Here is a 15,394-nt window from a genome sequence, read left to right as displayed (position 1 = left end):
GGGATCCACCAGTGGGGTGGCCGCGATACGTTCGACCCGTATGTCCTCCACTCAAGCTGACAACCGGCGCAAGCCGGGATCAGTCGGAAAGGAAAGGCCCGGACTCGCCGAGTCCGGGCCTTTCCTTTGCTTCGGGAGCTCAGGCCTCCGAGAGTTCATCTTCCGGCAAGCGGACCAACGTCAGCCGGTAGCCGACGTTCCGGACTGTGCTGATGAGGTTCTCGTGGTCCACGCCCAGCTTGGCACGCAGGCGCCGGACGTGAACGTCCACAGTGCGCGTGCCGCCGTAGTAGTCGTAGCCCCACACCTCGGTGAGAAGCTGCTGGCGCGTGAACACCCTGCCCGGATGCTGGGCCAGATACTTCAGGAGTTCGAACTCCTTGAAGGTCAGGTTGAGCGGCTGCCCGTTCACGCGGGCCGTATAGCTTGCCTCGTCGATCACGACGCCGGCCGCCCGGATTTCGGTATTGGCCTCCTCTTCGCCGGGGATGGCACGGGCCACGGCCAGGCGGATCCGGGCTTCGACTTCAGCCGGCCCTGCCGAGTCGAGGACGATGTCATCCACGGACCAAGCGGAAGAGACGGCAGCCATGCCGCCTTCCGTGAGGATCAGGATGAGGGGGGCGCTCAGGCCCGTGGCCTTGAGCAACTGGGTCAGGGAGCGGGCCCCCACCAGGTCCTTGCGGGCATCAAGGAAAACGACGTCGGTGGGATCGGTTTCGAGCAATGCCGTCGGCTCTGCCGGAAGGATGTGGACCCGGTGGTTCAAGAGTTCCAAGGCAGGCAGGATGTCTACCGACGACCCGGTGCTGTTCGTCAGGAGCAGGATGTGCGACATAGTTCCTCCAATGGGCGGTCCGCGCATCATCGGGCGTCTGAACCGGGTTTCCACCGGCCGGTAGCTGCTCAAGGGGCGAGGTTCCGTTGTAACGGAAGCGTTGCAACAAGAAGCGCTGTTGACAACCGAGTATACCCAAAGGCCCCTGCAACGTCAGGGATTCGTGACACCATCAACCCCTGTTTGCGACATATTTCGGCCGTATAGGGCAGGATTGGCAAGAGGTTAGTCGCAACTCAGAACGAAACGGGGCCCCCGCAGGGACGCCGTGGGGTCGAGGGTGCGGCGGGTTAGGGACACAGTGAGGTCAGGGGCACAGTGAAGTCTTGGAGCATCGGGGTGGTCGGCCTCGTCGCGCTCGCGGTTATCGTGGCCAGCTCCTACGGCCCCCCGGAGGGGCTGGTGGGCGTCGGAATCCTGGCAGCGGCCGCCGTCGGCGTCGGATGGCCCCATTTTCTGGCGGTTCCCGCCAAAAAGACCCTCGCGGCGGTGATTGGGCTGAGCGGTGCGGCTTCGGCCTTGGCCGCTGCTTTAATTCCAGCCCCCGGATTTCTCGACGCAACGCCCGCCTTTATTGCCGCCGGCGTGATCGCGGTGTTCGTCGTGCAGCTGATCCGCGGAACGGGCCAAGCCCAGCGGCTTGAATCCACTCTCGGTAGCTGCGCGGGCGTGTTGCTGAGCTGCCTCGGAGCAGGGTGGATCGCGGGTTCAAGGTTCAATGGCATCAAGGAAATGGTGCTTGTTGCCGGTCTCAGTGCTGCCGTTGCCCTTCTTGCCGGGTTGTTGCGCTGGCCGGACCGGGTGGTGGCGCCTTTGGGCATCGTGGCTGCCGGGTTGGTGGCCCCGTTGGCCGGCCTGGTGTTCTCGAATATTTCGATCGTGCCCGCGATCGTCGTGGGCGTCGCCATCGGCTCGGTCTTGGTCAGTTTCCGCCGCATGGTCACGCTTCGGCTAGGCCGATTGAACTTTCCGGCCGTTCTGGGCATGGGTGTCGCGCCCGTTTGGGCGGTTGGTGCCTTGTGCTACTTCATCGACAAACTACTCATCTACTAACAGTTAGGATGGCATCATGTCCGTACTTGCATTTGAAATCTTCTTCCTTGTCCTCCTCGGCTTGGCCAGCCTCTCGATGGCGTGGTTTGCCGGTTTTGTCGTTTACCGTCTCTTCAAGGGCCAGAAGTAGAGCTCCCATCGCTTTTGATCAACCTGTACCTTCTGGACCACTGAGGTAATTGCTGTGCCCATCGAAATTCCTTCAGATCTGACACCCGAACTGGTACCCCTTTCCTGGCTCATTGGTGAGTGGGAAGGCCGGGGACGGCTTGGAAGCGGTGACGAGGACTCGGATCACTTCATCCAGCACGTCTCCTTCACGCACCATGGTCTGCCGTACCTGGAGTACCGCGCCGAAAGCTGGCTCAGCGATGAGGACGGCACCAAGCTGCGGCCCCTGACGGTGGAGACCGGCTTCTGGGCGCTGGAGCGGAAAATGATTGACGCCGATGGCGGTCCGGGACTGATCCCGGCCGATATTGTCCCGGCGTTGAAGACTGCCGACGACGTCGAGGCTCACCGAAACACGGACGGCGGCTTCGACATCTCGGTGTCGATCGCCCACCCCGGCGGCATCAGCGAGTTGTACTACGGCCAGATCAAGGGACCGCAAATCCACATGAGCACCGACATGGTGATGCGCGGCGGCCACTCCAAGGAATACACTGCGGCCACACGCATCTTCGGCCTCGTGGACGGCAATCTATTGTGGCGCTGGGATGTGTCCACTCCGGGTAAGTCGCTCGAGGCCCATGCTTCGGCTTTCCTGAACAAGCTCTCCTAGGAGGGCCCGTTCACTAGCTTCAAGGTCTCACTGAAGAGGTCTCACTGAACGTCCCGTTTCGCAGTCCGAACCAAAGGGGAGCAGCAAGTGAACGAAGCAGCAAAACCTGCCCGGTATGACGATCTCAAGACCGTCTTTTTCAACGGGACGCTGAAGCCATCCCCGCAAGTGAGCAACACCGACGGACTGATTGCCATCAGCCGGCGCATCATGGAGAAGCAGGGCGTCAGTACGCGCGTGATCCGCACGGTGGACCACGACATCGCCCCCGGAGTGTATCCGGACATGCGCGAACACGGCTGGGCCACGGATGAATGGCCCGAACTGTACCCGGCGGTGCTGGAAGCCGACATCGTGGTGGTGGCCGGTCCCATCTGGCTGGGCGACAACTCCTCCCAGACCAAGAAGCTCATCGAGCGTCTCTACGCCCATTCGGGCCAGCTCAACAGCAAGGGCCAATGGGCGTACTATCCGAAGGTTGGGGGCTGCCTCATCACGGGCAACGAGGACGGCATCAAGCACTGCGCTATGAACGTCTTGTACAGCCTCCAGCACGTAGGATTCACCATTCCGCCACAGGCTGATGCCGGCTGGATTGGCGCAGTCGGTCCTGGTCCCAGCTATCTCGACGAAGGATCCGGTGGCCCTGAGAGCGACTTCACCAACCGGAACACCACCTTCATGACCTGGAACCTGCTCCACTACGCCCGGATGCTCAAGGATGCAGGCGGCATTCCCGCTTACGGCAACCTCCCGGATGAATGGAAAGCCGGCACGCGCTTCGATTTTGAAAACCCGGAATACCGCTGAGCCCCAAGGACTTCTACTACATATGACTTACAAGAGCCCCCTATTGTCGCGCCCCGGAGCTGTAGAAGGCGGCGGCGAGGACTCCGGCGTCGCGGCCCACTACGGCGAACCCTTGCGTGAGCAGCGCGCACTCGCCGCCGGCACCGCCGTCGTCGACCTTTCCTATCGGGGCGTGGTCACGGTGACCGGACCGGACCGTCTCAGCTGGCTCAACACCCTGTCTTCCCAGCAACTGACCAACCTTCAGCCGGGCGTCTCGAGCGAACTCTTGCTCCTCACCATCCAGGGCCGCATCGAGTTTGACGCTCGCGTAGTGGACGACGGCGGGACCACCTGGCTGCTGGTCGAAGCCGCCGAGGCTGCCCCGCTGGCGGAGTGGCTCAACAAAATGCGGTTCATGTTGCGCGTCGAAGTAGCTGACGTATCGGCCGATTGGGCCGTCGTCGGCTCCACCAAGCCCGTTGACGCCTGGTCCGGGCGGCTCGTCTGGGAGGACCCGTGGCCGCACATCGGAGTCGGCGGCTACTCTTACAGCGTGGTGGAGGAAAGTTCCCACCCCGGCCTTGAGCGCCCGTGGTTCGAGTACCTCATTCCGGCGGCCGAGCTTGAAACTGCGGTTGAGGGTATGGCCCTCGCCGGTTCGTTGGCCGCGGAGGCGCTCCGCATCGCCGCCTGGCGTCCCCGGCTCGGCGCGGAGACGGACGAGAAGACCATTCCGCATGAGCTCGATCTCCTGCGGACCTCGGTCCACCTGTCCAAGGGCTGCTACAAGGGCCAGGAGACCATCGCCCGCGTCCACAACCTGGGGCACCCGCCCCGGCGGCTCGTCTTCCTGCAACTGGACGGCTCGCAGCACACCCTCCCGGCGGCAGGTAGCGTCGTATTTGCCGGGGTACGCAAGGTGGGTACGCTGACATCTGTGGCTCAGCACTTCGAAATGGGCGCAGTAGGACTGGCGCTCATCAAGCGATCTGTGGATCCGCAGGAAGTGCTAACCGTCCTGGATGGTGAGGAACCCTATCCGGCCGCCCAGGAAGTAATTGTTGCGCCCGACGCCGGACAGGTGGTGGGGCGCCAGACCGGATTCCTGAAGGGACCCCACCGATGAGCGAAACGACGGGCGCTGAAGCCCAAGCTGCGGGCGCTGATGACGAGGCCATTGCCTTGGCTCACACCCTGTTCGATGCCGCCCGGGAGGGCAACTCGGAGCTCCTGCGCAGCTACCTCAATGCCGGCGCGCCCGCCGGAATGCGCAATGCCGCGGGTGATTCACTCCTGATGCTGGCCGCGTACCACGGCCACGCTGAAACCGTTCAGTTACTGCTCTACCACGGCGCCGAGGCGAACGCCGCCAACGACCGTGGCCAGACGCCGCTGGCAGGCGCAGTCTTTAAGGGCTACACGGAGGTGGCCCGGGTACTGATTGACGCCGGGGCAGATCCCGACGCCGGAGCGCCCACAGCGCGCGAGGCCGCCAGCATGTTTGCCCGCACGGAGATACTCGCACTGCTCGGATAAGCCAGGAATGCTCGGATAGCTGCTCGGGACGCCGGGCCTTGTCCGTGTTTGGCGGCTGTCTGGTGCGGGCATGTTGCGGTCAATTATTCCATGTGGAATAGTTGCTGTGGAATAGTTCGCACGGAGGATGAATAAAATGGCACGAGCCGCACTGACTCCGCTTGGCGTCGCTGCACTTGCCCTCCTTGTCGAGGCGCCCATGCACCCTTACGAGATGTACCAGCTCCTGATGGCCCGGCACGAGGACCGCTTGGTCAAGGTGCGGCCGGGGACGCTCTACCACGCGGTGGGTCGCCTCGAATTGGGCGGTCTGGTCGAGGCCACAGGGATTGACCGCGCCGGCAACCGGCCCGAGCGCACAACCTACCGAATCACCGGAACCGGCAGGGAGGCGTTGACGGAGCGCCTCCAGAACATGCTGGCGGAACCCGTGAACGAATACCCGAGCTTCCCCCACGCGATTGCCGAGGCACACAACCTGCCAGCCGACGTCGTGCTGGAACTCCTGGACGACAGGCTGGCGAGCCTGGAAGACCAACTCGGCTTCCTGCTTCGCGGTGAAGAATCCGTCACAGCCAGGGGCATCGAGCCCAAATTCTGGATCGATATCAAGTACCAGCAGTCCATGCTGCGGACGGAAATCGACTGGATCCGCAGCTTCCAAAATGATCTCCGCAGTGGGCAGTTGCCATGGTGACCGCCCGTCCAACGCACCATCTTGCAAGAAATTCAGCACAGTCAAAGGAATCCCATGGAAAACGTAACTAAACCGTGGCCCGCACTGTGGTCCCTCGTGGTCGGGTTCTTCATGATCCTGATCGACACCACCATCGTTTCCGTGGCGAACCCGCGGATCATGGAAGGCCTTCATACCGACATCAACGCCGTGATCTGGGTGACGAGCGCCTACCTCCTCGCGTACGCAGTGCCGTTGCTGATCACCGGAAGGCTCGGTGACCGCTTCGGGCCGAAGAACCTCTACCTGATCGGCCTCGTGGTCTTCACCCTTGCGTCCCTGTGGTGCGGACTTTCGGGCGACATCGGAACACTGATCGTCGCCCGCGTTGTGCAGGGCGTCGGCGCGGCCATGATGACACCCCAAACCATGGCCGTCATCACCCGTATCTTCCCGCCGGATCGCCGCGGCGCAGCCATGGGCCTCTGGGGAGCCACAGCAGGTATGGCCATCCTCGTAGGCCCGATCCTCGGCGGCGTGCTGGTTGACGGCCTCGGTTGGCAGTGGATCTTCTTCGTCAACGTTCCCATCGGCATTGTCGCTTTCGTCCTCGTGACGCGCCTGGTCCCGAAGCTGACCACTCACAGCCACAAGTTCGACGTCGTGGGTGTGCTGCTGTCCGCCGCCGGCATGTTCCTGCTGGTGTTTGGCATTCAAGAAGGCCAGAGCTACAAGTGGGGGACCGTCACCGGAGCCATTACCGTGTGGGGCCTGATCATCACGGGCCTTCTTGTCTTGGCCGTATTTGTCTTGTGGCAGTGGCTGCTGGAGCGCCGTGGAGGCGAGCCCTTGCTGCCGCTGGGACTGTTCAAGGACCGCAACTTCTCGCTGGGCAACACCACCATCATGGCTGTGGGCTTCACCATCACGGCCTTCCCGCTGCCCACCATCTTTTACTACCAAGTTGTCCGTGGGTTGACTCCCACGCAGTCCGCGCTGCTCATGATCCCCATGGCTGTGATCTCCGGTGCGCTGGCGCCTTTCGTTGGCAAGCTGATCGACCGCATCAACCCGCGATGGTTCGCCGCCTTCGGGCTCCTCTGCCTGTCCGGCGCACTGTTCTGGACCGGGACCCTACTGAAGCCGGACACTCCCATCTGGATGTTCCTGCTCCCTAGTGCCCTCCAGGGCGTGGCCAACGGGTTCATTTGGGGTCCGGTCTCCAACGCCACCACCCGCAACCTCCCGCCGCGCTCGGCCGGCGCCGGTTCCGGTGTCTTCAACACGACGCGCCAGATCGGTGCGGTGCTGGGATCGGCCGCGATTGCTGCCCTCATCCAATCACGGCTCGCGGCCGAGCTGCCTGCGGCTCCTCCAGGTGCCGCCCCCGCTGGCGAAGGCGGATTCACCGGCAAGTTGCCTGAATTCCTGCATGACGGCTTCTCGACGGCGATGAGCCAGTCCGTCCTGCTCCCCGCCTTTGCGATTCTGCTGGGCGCTGTGGCGGCGTTGTTCTTCGCCAAACCGAAAGCAGTCCAAGGCTGGGGTTCCCCGGCGCCTGCAACCGAGGCCAAGCCCGAGACGGTTTCGCAAGACGGCGGCCAGGCGAGGCGTTAGCCAGCGCGAACTGGCAGACGATGCCCTCAGAATGCGATTTTGAGGGCATCGTCTGCCAACTCGCGCCAAGAGAGAGCTAGCGAAGCAGCACCGACGTCTGGATTCCGCCGTCGACGAATCCCAGCTTTCGCGCCAAGGCCAGCGACCCGCGGTTGTCCAGCGCCGTTCTCCATTGCAGCGTCAGGCCGGAGGCAAGTGCCTCGTGTGCCGCGATCGAGGCAGCCAGGGTTCCGAGTCCCTGCCTGCGAAATTCCGGTGGCACCAGGACTCCCATATCTGCGAGGATCCCTTGCCACTCGGCATAGGCTCCGCAGGCCACCGGTTCACGGTCCGGTTCGTTGCCATCCATCACCGTGAAATGATGGTCCATCCTTGAGAGGTGGACTTCATTGACGTCGTCCGGAGGGCATCTTCCCTCCAATTCGATCGCCTCGGGGTGGCCGTGGGAGACGGTGACTTCCCCGCCAGGCTGGAAGAGGGGAAGATCGTCGGCGAAGAGGAGCGCGGATGTTCCGAGGCCGTGGCCCCCGTGCTCGCGGCTGAGCCGCAAGAGTGCGGAATGCTCGCTGAGCTCATCGTCTGAGAGTTCGACGGCGGCAGCCAACGCCCATGTCGGAGCCACCAGGGCGGAGCGGCCAAACAGCCTCACAAACGTGATCGACTCTGCGTCTTCGTCTTCCCGGACTAAGCGCTCACCGGGACGGGCAGCGGGCGACCCGGAAGCGAAACTGAAAGCTTCGTCGTCGAACCCCAAATGACGGGCCCAGGCCAGCAGCACAATTTCGGCCGATCCCGCATCAAGTTCCATGACATCGAGTCTATGCAGTCCTTGAAAAAGGAAGGAGCAAGCAGGCGAACTGGATCGCCTGCTTGCCCTTTCGGACTTGCCTGTGAAGACCGGTCTAACCGAACAAAACCGCCGCCTCGTCGTAGCGGTGCTGCGGGACGGTCTTGAGCTTACCCAAGGCGGCTTCGAAGCCCACGTGCTCGATGTCCGTGCCTTTGAGGGCCACCATGGTTCCCCAGCGGCCTTCCACGACGGAATCGGTTGCTGCCATGCCCAAGCGGGTAGCGAGCACGCGGTCAAACGCCGACGGGACTCCGCCGCGCTGGATGTGGCCGAGGATCGTGGCGCGGGTTTCTATCCCGGTACGGGCTTCGATTTCCGGAGCGAGCTGATCCGCGATGCCACCCAGGCGAGGCCGGCCAAAAGTGTCCAAACCGCGTTCGGAGTGCGGGGCCTCCATGTGGTCGGGAACAAAGCCTTCGGCGACCACAATCAAGGGCGCGCGGCCACGATCGTGGGCCTCCTGGACCCACTCGGTGATCTGCTCGATGCTGACCTTCTGCTCGGGGATCAAAATGGCGTGGGCACCGGCAGCCATGCCAGCGTGCAAGGCGATCCAGCCTACGTGGCGGCCCATGACCTCGGCGATCATGCAGCGGTGGTGCGATTCTCCGGTGGTGCGCAGGCGGTCGATGGCCTCGGTGGCGATCTGGACGGCGGTATCGAAACCGAAGGTGTAGTCAGTGGCGTCGAGGTCGTTGTCCACGGTCTTGGGAACGCCAACAATCTTTAACCCGGCGTCGGTGAGGCGCTTAGCGGCAGCCAGGGTGCCTTCGCCGCCGATGGCAATGATGGCGTCGATGCCGAGACGGTCCATGTGGGCCTTAATGACGTCAGGCCCACCGCCGTTCTCGAACGGGTTGGTGCGGGACGTACCGAGGATGGTTCCGCCCTGCTTGGCGATGCCGCGGACCATGGTCCGGGGAATGTCGATGACGTCGCCCTCCACGACGCCGCGCCAACCGTCCCGGAAACCTACGAATTCCTGGCCGTGAATCGCAATTCCCTTGAGGACGGCGCCACGGATAACCGCGTTGAGTCCGGGGCAGTCGCCACCGCTGGTAAGGATTCCAATTTTCATGAGGGCTCAAATCCTGGTTAGGAGGTATACGTGCAGAGCGCCACGCTGAGCTCACAACGATTGTAGGCGGCAATGTGGGGTAGGACACAAACCATGACCAAAGCGGGAGATGAGGAGCCTGAAACCATATGGAAATATCGGGGGAAGCAGGAGATATGAGCTCGAAGCATTCGTCGCGACTGGGAAGCTGACCGTCGCCGGAGACCAAGCCGCAGGATGGACGGAGTCTGGTTCAATGGTGAGGGCGCCCCGCCCTGCCAGATCAGCCGCAGGCGGGCATGGTGTCGATCCATTTGCTTGCGCTACCGATCAGCGAGTTCGCGTCCGCATCCTTGATGACGTTGCCCTGGAGACCAGACACCTGGTTGATGAACCTTTGGAGTTCCTGCTTGGCCTTCTGCCTGTCTTTTGTCGAGCTTCCGCTCGAATAGCCAACGACCTTCGAGAGGGTCGTTGTCAGAGAGTTTGAGATGCCGGGATTCAGGTGCAGGCTTCCGATCTTTTCACTGAGTCCCGCCATGATCTCGTCCGGGGAGTACGCGAGGAGTTGGGCGAAGGGAAAATCCGAAAACAGAAGCTTGTCACGACCGGAGGCTGGATCAGCCAGGAGAATGCTCGTCTGCTGGCCTTCGGCGTCTTGGGCGAACTGGACATTCGTTGGCAGGCTCGTATCGGTGAACATTGTGCGATCGGGGTCGATGAGCACGAACAGTACCAGATCGAGATCCAAGCCGAAGAGGGTTTTTCCAGTGGTAGCGGGACTTGCCGCCGTGACAGCGTAGGAGTCTTCAACGAAGGTCGTTCCGGCGTTGTTGAAGACAATAATTTCGGTGCCGGACCCGGAAACTACCACGCATTGTCCGCTGATCTCGATGACCGTCCGGTCGAGGGGTCCATACGAGGTGTACCGCTCCCCCGAGCCGGAGGCGCCTGAGCCCGGGGCCAGGGATGGGTCGAATTGGTATGTGATGCGCAACGGAGTATAGGGGCCGCCTCCGACCTCCGTGGTGTCCATGTACGTCGTGAATTGGAAGAAAATATGCGGCGAGGCGTCGGCCCGGGCGGGGGCACCGAATCCGGTCAGCGTGGTGAAGGCAAGCAGGCATGCGGTTGCGCCACTCAGGCGGCGTCGCCGGGCGAGTGCATTCCTGAAATGCCCAGACGATTCCCGTGATGCCCCGATAGTTGATCCTGCGAACAATTGCCACTCCGTTCTTCTGGATGCCTGGCGTTGACGGATTGAGCCCTTCGCGGACGGCAATCAGCGGCTTTGCGGCCCAGCGTAAGGCGATTCCTTCGACTAGGCGCGAGTAACGACTACCCGTATTCACATCGGAACTTGGCGTTAACAACTTGCCGCCAACCTCGCCGCGATCCTCGACAGCGGTTTGGACGACGGCAGCTGGCTCGGACCACGACGGGCTGGGATAAAAGACCTAGCGCCCCGCCACACGGGCGGAGCGCTGGTGTGAATTCGCCCAAGCCCAGTGAACCCGCTGGGCCAGGTCTCCTTATTTGCCTTGCGAGCGCTGGTTCAGGAAAGATTCCAGCGCAATGGTGCCGTTCTGGTTGGGAAGTAGCAGCCACGCCACCACGTAGATCACCACGGCAGGTCCAGGCAGAAGGCAGAAGAGCAGGTAGCCAACGCGGACGTAGGCAACGTCCACGTTCAGCTTGGCGGCAATGCCACCGCAAACCCCTCCGAGCCAACGCTGCGGACCGCGCTTGAGGCCTATGCCCCGGACGATGCTGAAGAACTTGTTCATGGCTAGAGCCTTCCCTGTTGTGGCTGCTTTGTCACGTGTCGGTTTCCTATTGGCCGTCAGAATCGGCGGCGCTGGACCCGGAGCCCGGGGCGGACCCGTTGCCTTTTCGTGAACGGGCCGACAGCAGGCCGCCGATCACGAGCGCCGCACCGGCCCCGATCATGAGCCCTATCAGTACGTAATTGCCATTGAGGGCCACTAGGCCGAGCTTGGAAATGACGATCAAGGCTGCGAGTGCCAGGACGATCAGCCCCCAGACCACGGTGCCGACCCTGGCCCGGGCAGCCTGCACCACGGGCTCAGATGCTGAGTGGCTCGTTCCAAACCTGGGAGCGGGTTCGTGCGTACTCATGTCAGTTTCCTTCCTGGACGGTGACATTGCTGAAGGTGCCGTCGAGCTTGATGATCAGCTTGGCGCCAGGCTTGTCGGTGTTGAAGCTGTTCTGATTGCCGTTGCTGCTATGGCTGATGGCGCTGGGGTCTTGCTTGAGGTTCGCGAAGGTCATGTTCGCTTGGACTACCACCGGGACGTTTGCCGGGATGAGGAGTTTGATGTTGCTCGCGGTCACGTCCATCGGAACTACGACGTCGGCGCTCAGCGGCGCGCTCACATTCAACTTCGTCAAATCAACGGTCCCGTTGGCTCCCGTAATGTCGAAGCCTTTGCGGGCATCGTCGATGCTTACGGGATTCCATTGGCCATTCTGGAGACGGAAGTGGTCCGCAGTGGGTGCGATATTGAAGATGCCCCCGATCACCAGCGTCGCGACGGCCAGGAATCCCAGCAGCCCCGAAGTTCGGCCACGAAGTCCGGCAACCAGGATGCCGAGGCCGAGGACTCCCGCGCCCGTGGCCCAGACCACCGCGTTGGCGGCGTCACCGAGATGGATGACGTTGCCGGCGTCGAGAAGCTTGAGCGTTCCGCCAGCAAGCAGGGCCGCCCCCGCGGAGACAGCTACGATAGCCGCGCCCGGTCCCTGCCGTTTGGGTCGCTGGGACCGGTCGTGTCCGCCACCCGGCGGGTAGGGCCCGGCTGGATTGAAGGGGCCCGAAGGCGCGGCGGGCCCGCCAGCCCCGTAGGCACCCGCGCCGTACTGGCCGCTGTTGGGCGGGCCGGAATAGCCCGCGCCCGACGGCGGGAGCGTGCCCGACGGCGATACAGCGCCGTAGCCGTGCATGCCGCCTTCATAGGAGGTACTCTGCGCTGCCCCGTAGACGCCGCCTGATGTGCCGGCGCCCGGGGTGCCCGGAGCAGGCGCAAAGTGTTGGGTTCCCATGGATCGTCCTCCGCTGCGGGACTTGCTGCGCTGGACCAGGAAATAGATCAAGTAGATGACGCCGCCAATCCAGAACAGCGTCCAGAAGAGCCCTGGAAGGCCGTTCCAGCCCCATCCCCAGAAACCGCGGCCGAGGCTTGGCAATCCGATGATGGTGGTGATGACGGCGCCGGTCATGCCTGCAGACCAGCGCCCGGCGCCGGCCTCTTGGGCGTGAATGCGGCCATCGGGTTCCGGCAGGAGCGCCCAGGCGATGCCGTAGAGCAGGATGCCGATGCCGGCGAAGACGGTGAGGATGATGAAGATGCCGCGGACGATCAAAGGATCGATGCCGAAGCGGTGCGCGATGCCACTGGCCACGCCGCCCATCCACCGGTCCCGGCCACGGCTGATGCCTTGGCTGCGGATCCAGTTGAAAAAGTTCTGTGGGGGCGCGGGGACGGCATAGTTCGGTGCGGTGCCGCCGGTGTTTGCGGTGCTACCGCTCTCGGTGCCGCCGGTGTTTTGCCGCGTGGGTTCTACCGGCGAGCCGATCCCGGCCGGCTCGCTGGATTCCTCGGGTTGCCCGGGATCCGCAGGGTGTCCGGAGTCCTCTGGATTCATGCTGTTCGAGTTCATACTTCGATCTTGCCGTCCGGCGACCTTCTCCCTCTATTGGGGGATACCCTGAACGTTCCCTGAGTGCCCCCCTGAGATGCCCTGCTTCCAGCGCCGAAGGCCTTGATCCGTGTTTGGATGGATTCATGACAATCGCCACGCAACGCCCGCCGCTGGTCCGCAGCAGCGATCGCATGATTGCGGGTGTCTGCAGCGGCTTGGCCGACCATTTGGGCTGGCCAGTGAAGTACGTCCGGCTCGGGATGGTCCTTGCCTCGTTCGCCAGCGGTGCAGGCTTGGCCTTCTACGCCTGGCTGTGGGTCATGGTGCCTACCGCCGATGAAAGCGCCCGCCGCAATAGCCGCCGCCCGGCGTCGCCCATTGCCCCCGCAGTGAGTTTGCCTCCCTTCACTGGCCCCACGTCGGCCACAGGGTCGCCCGCTCCTGGTTGGACGCCGGCTGCTTGGGCTCCGAGCGCCCATGGCGCATCTGAGGGAACAGCGCCCGACGGCGGAGCGCCGCCTCTGCCGCCTTCCGGCCCTCCTCCCGTATTCGCCTCCTGGTTCAGGGTGCGGCGCATCCAGTACGGGAAGGAGATCCTGCTGGGAGCCGGCCTCCTTCTCGTGGCCGCTATCCTGATCGCCCGGCAGTTCGGCGTCGACGTCCCTCTTGGCACGCTGATCCCGGCTGCAGCCATTCTTGGCGGCGCGGCGATCGCGTGGATGCAACTGGATGAGACGCGCAGGGCCGGGCTGGTTGACAAGACCAAGGCGGATCAGGCCGGCGGCTGGGTCCGCCTCGCCGCTGGATTGGCGTTGGTGGTTGCTGGAGTGCTGGTGATGGTGTCCGGTTCAGGCTCGTGGGAGCAGACATGGCTCGCGCTACTTGCCTCGATAGCGGTGTTGGGTGGTGTCGCCCTAGTGCTGCTGCCGTGGGGCCTGAAGTTCTGGAAAGACCTTGAAACCGAGCGTGCGGGGCGCGTTCGCGAGACTGAGCGGGCCGAGATCGCAGCCCATCTGCACGACTCGGTGCTGCAGACGCTTGCCTTGATCCAGCGTCGCGCCGGTTCCGAGCAAGACGTGATCCGCCTTGCACGTGCCCAGGAGCGTGAACTGCGCACGTGGCTATACCGGGACGCCGCCAAGGACTCGGGACTCCTGGCAGAGAGGATTGCGGCGGCCGCAGCCGAGGTGGAGGACGCGCACGGGCACGCCGTGGATGTCGTCAGCGTGGGAGACGCGGCCATGACGGACAGGCACGAGGCCCTCGTCCTCGCAGCTCGCGAGGCCATGCACAACGCTGCACGGCATGGCGGCGGAGCCGTGTCCGTCTACCTCGAGAGCTCGGATGCTGGCAGCGAGGTTTTCGTCAGAGACCGGGGACCGGGCTTTGACCCGGATGCTGTTCCGGAAGACCGGCTTGGTGTCAAAGAATCGATCATCGGCCGGATGAAGCGCCACGGCGGTACAGCAGTGATCAGCAGCGGCTCCGAGGGCACAGAGGTCCGCCTGAAGTTGCCCGTCGAGAACGCCGACAAAGCAGAGAATCGAAATGGAGAGGCCAAAGCATGAGCGGCACACCAGAGCAAACACCGCGGACGGTCCGGGTGGTGATCGTTGACGATCACGCCATATTCCGCTCCGGGCTCAAGGCCGATCTCGATTCCAGGATCGACGTCGTGGGCGAGGCCGGAACCGTGGAGCAGGCCATTGCCGTGATTGCCGAGGTCCGGCCGGAAGTGGTGCTGCTTGACGTCCATCTGCCCGGTGGCATTGGCGGCGGCGGGCGGGAGGTCATTACCGCATCGGTGCCCTTGCTCGGAAGCACCAGTTTCCTGGCCTTGAGCGTGTCCGATGCCGCCGAGGACGTCGTTGCCGTCATCCGGGCCGGGGCCCGCGGGTACGTCACCAAGACCATTTCCGGCCCCGAGATCTCCGATGCCGTGATCCGCGTGGCCGACGGTGACGCCGTTTTCTCGCCGCGGTTGGCCGGTTTTGTGCTGGACGCCTTCGGGACCTCCCCGGCGGAGATCGCCGACGACGAACTGGACCGCCTCTCCGCGAGGGAACTGGAAGTCATGCGCCTCATCGCCCGTGGCTACAGCTACAAGGAGGTGGCCAAGGAACTGTTCATTTCCATCAAGACCGTGGAAACCCATGTTTCCGCGGTGCTCCGCAAACTCCAGCTCTCCAGCCGTCACGAACTGACCAAATGGGCCGCTGAACGCCGCCTCCTCTAACGTTCCAAATATCCGAGCGAGCGTCGGGCGGAAGGCGGAGATATCTGAGCGAGCGTCGGACGTACGACGACGGCGGCACTTGAGCGGGTGCCCACCTTCGCACGCTCCTGCAGATATATGCCCCAAAACCCCAACGCTCGCTCACCTATGTGGCAATTTCCCCTGACGCTCGCTCACCTTTGGTGCCTTAAACCCAGGCGGATTCAAGTGGTCGTTGCAACACGTCCTTATGCTGCTGATTCTTCCAGAATTCCTTGGAGGGCTTGGGCGGGGGTTTTCCAGCCGAGGGTT

General features: G+C 63.3%; 16 protein-coding genes. 9 read left to right on the top strand and 7 right to left on the bottom strand.

The genetic code is table 11. From position 1 onward, the window contains the following. Positions 1-139: 139 nt before the first annotated feature. Positions 140-838 (bottom strand): response regulator transcription factor, encoded by a 699-nt coding sequence (locus HNP00_RS09260; RefSeq protein ID WP_184738250.1) that lies wholly within the window; start codon positions 836-838, stop codon positions 140-142. 318 nt (positions 839-1,156) lie between these two features. Here HNP00_RS09260 and HNP00_RS09255 point away from each other — a divergent pair, with 318 nt between their 5' ends. The 7 genes from HNP00_RS09255 to HNP00_RS09225 all read left to right on the top strand — a co-directional run bounded on the left by HNP00_RS09255 (position 1,157) and on the right by HNP00_RS09225 (position 7,296). Further along, on the top strand, positions 1,157-1,891 hold the full coding sequence (locus HNP00_RS09255) for a permease (protein ID WP_184738248.1): 735 nt from the start codon (positions 1,157-1,159) through the stop codon (positions 1,889-1,891). A 184-nt stretch (positions 1,892-2,075) separates the two neighbouring features. Then, positions 2,076-2,675, top strand: a complete 600-nt coding sequence (locus HNP00_RS09250; RefSeq protein WP_184738246.1) for an FABP family protein — start codon at positions 2,076-2,078, stop codon at positions 2,673-2,675. Positions 2,676-2,762: 87 nt separating this feature from the next. Then, positions 2,763-3,485, top strand: coding sequence for a flavodoxin family protein (locus tag HNP00_RS09245; RefSeq protein ID WP_184738244.1), 723 nt, complete (start codon positions 2,763-2,765; stop codon positions 3,483-3,485). A 22-nt stretch (positions 3,486-3,507) separates the two neighbouring features. Beyond that, entirely contained in the window at positions 3,508-4,593 is a 1,086-nt protein-coding gene (locus HNP00_RS09240; RefSeq protein ID WP_184738242.1) for a folate-binding protein YgfZ, read from the top strand. After that, positions 4,590-5,003, top strand: a complete 414-nt coding sequence (locus HNP00_RS09235; RefSeq protein WP_184738241.1) for an ankyrin repeat domain-containing protein — start codon at positions 4,590-4,592, stop codon at positions 5,001-5,003. The genes HNP00_RS09240 and HNP00_RS09235 overlap by 4 nt, the downstream gene beginning before the upstream one ends. 136 nt (positions 5,004-5,139) lie before the next feature. Further along, positions 5,140-5,700 (top strand): PadR family transcriptional regulator, encoded by a 561-nt coding sequence (locus HNP00_RS09230; protein WP_184738238.1) that lies wholly within the window; start codon positions 5,140-5,142, stop codon positions 5,698-5,700. 54 nt (positions 5,701-5,754) lie between these two features. Further along, complete coding sequence (locus HNP00_RS09225; protein WP_184738236.1) at positions 5,755-7,296, top strand: DHA2 family efflux MFS transporter permease subunit; 1,542 nt, start codon at positions 5,755-5,757, stop codon at positions 7,294-7,296. A gap of 76 nt (positions 7,297-7,372) precedes the next feature. Here HNP00_RS09225 and HNP00_RS09220 read toward each other — a convergent pair whose 3' ends face one another. From HNP00_RS09220 to HNP00_RS09195, 6 genes are all read right to left on the bottom strand, one after another. Next, positions 7,373-8,104, bottom strand: coding sequence for a GNAT family N-acetyltransferase (locus tag HNP00_RS09220; protein WP_184738234.1), 732 nt, complete (start codon positions 8,102-8,104; stop codon positions 7,373-7,375). A gap of 94 nt (positions 8,105-8,198) precedes the next feature. Next, positions 8,199-9,224 carry an ATP-dependent 6-phosphofructokinase gene (locus tag HNP00_RS09215; RefSeq protein WP_184738232.1) on the bottom strand — a complete coding sequence of 342 codons (1,026 nt, stop codon included), beginning with the start codon at positions 9,222-9,224 and terminating at the stop codon, positions 8,199-8,201. A gap of 262 nt (positions 9,225-9,486) precedes the next feature. Further along, positions 9,487-10,425: a hypothetical protein gene (locus HNP00_RS09210; protein WP_184738230.1), complete on the bottom strand. Its 939-nt coding sequence runs from the start codon at positions 10,423-10,425 to the stop codon at positions 9,487-9,489. A 310-nt stretch (positions 10,426-10,735) separates the two neighbouring features. Further along, complete coding sequence (locus HNP00_RS09205) at positions 10,736-10,990, bottom strand: PspC domain-containing protein (protein WP_184738228.1); 255 nt, start codon at positions 10,988-10,990, stop codon at positions 10,736-10,738. 46 nt (positions 10,991-11,036) lie between these two features. Beyond that, the gene (locus HNP00_RS09200) at positions 11,037-11,342 is read right to left on the bottom strand and encodes a hypothetical protein (protein WP_260404878.1); all 306 of its coding nucleotides are present in this window, start codon (positions 11,340-11,342) and stop codon (positions 11,037-11,039) included. A gap of 1 nt (position 11,343) precedes the next feature. Beyond that, a complete protein-coding gene (locus HNP00_RS09195) occupies positions 11,344-12,885 on the bottom strand; it encodes a PspC domain-containing protein (protein ID WP_184738226.1) in 1,542 nt (513 codons plus the stop codon). 125 nt (positions 12,886-13,010) lie between these two features. On the opposite strand from HNP00_RS09195, the gene HNP00_RS09190 reads away from it, so the two are divergent. Both HNP00_RS09190 and HNP00_RS09185 read left to right on the top strand, forming a co-directional pair. Next, positions 13,011-14,435 (top strand): ATP-binding protein, encoded by a 1,425-nt coding sequence (locus tag HNP00_RS09190; protein ID WP_184738224.1) that lies wholly within the window; start codon positions 13,011-13,013, stop codon positions 14,433-14,435. Continuing rightward, entirely contained in the window at positions 14,432-15,103 is a 672-nt protein-coding gene (locus HNP00_RS09185) for a response regulator transcription factor (RefSeq protein ID WP_184738222.1), read from the top strand. The genes HNP00_RS09190 and HNP00_RS09185 overlap by 4 nt, the downstream gene beginning before the upstream one ends. Positions 15,104-15,394: the final 291 nt, after the last annotated feature.

The sequence above is a fragment of the Arthrobacter sp. AZCC_0090 genome (assembly GCF_014207375.1).
Classification (GTDB): domain Bacteria; phylum Actinomycetota; class Actinomycetes; order Actinomycetales; family Micrococcaceae; genus Arthrobacter.
This window is presented reverse-complemented; position numbering and strand designations above follow the sequence as displayed.

Coding starts and splice junctions, on each gene's coding strand:
- HNP00_RS09260 (WP_184738250.1), bottom strand. CDS start 838: ATGTCGCACATCCTGCTCCTGACGAACAGCACCGGGTCGTCGGTAGAC.
- HNP00_RS09240 (WP_184738242.1), top strand. CDS start 3,508: ATGACTTACAAGAGCCCCCTATTGTCGCGCCCCGGAGCTGTAGAAGGC.
- HNP00_RS09235 (WP_184738241.1), top strand. CDS start 4,590: ATGAGCGAAACGACGGGCGCTGAAGCCCAAGCTGCGGGCGCTGATGAC.
- HNP00_RS09230 (WP_184738238.1), top strand. CDS start 5,140: ATGGCACGAGCCGCACTGACTCCGCTTGGCGTCGCTGCACTTGCCCTC.
- HNP00_RS09225 (WP_184738236.1), top strand. CDS start 5,755: ATGGAAAACGTAACTAAACCGTGGCCCGCACTGTGGTCCCTCGTGGTC.
- HNP00_RS09220 (WP_184738234.1), bottom strand. CDS start 8,104: ATGGAACTTGATGCGGGATCGGCCGAAATTGTGCTGCTGGCCTGGGCC.
- HNP00_RS09215 (WP_184738232.1), bottom strand. CDS start 9,224: ATGAAAATTGGAATCCTTACCAGCGGTGGCGACTGCCCCGGACTCAAC.
- HNP00_RS09205 (WP_184738228.1), bottom strand. CDS start 10,990: ATGAACAAGTTCTTCAGCATCGTCCGGGGCATAGGCCTCAAGCGCGGT.
- HNP00_RS09200 (WP_260404878.1), bottom strand. CDS start 11,342: ATGAGTACGCACGAACCCGCTCCCAGGTTTGGAACGAGCCACTCAGCA.
- HNP00_RS09195 (WP_184738226.1), bottom strand. CDS start 12,885: ATGAACTCGAACAGCATGAATCCAGAGGACTCCGGACACCCTGCGGAT.
- HNP00_RS09190 (WP_184738224.1), top strand. CDS start 13,011: ATGACAATCGCCACGCAACGCCCGCCGCTGGTCCGCAGCAGCGATCGC.
- HNP00_RS09185 (WP_184738222.1), top strand. CDS start 14,432: ATGAGCGGCACACCAGAGCAAACACCGCGGACGGTCCGGGTGGTGATC.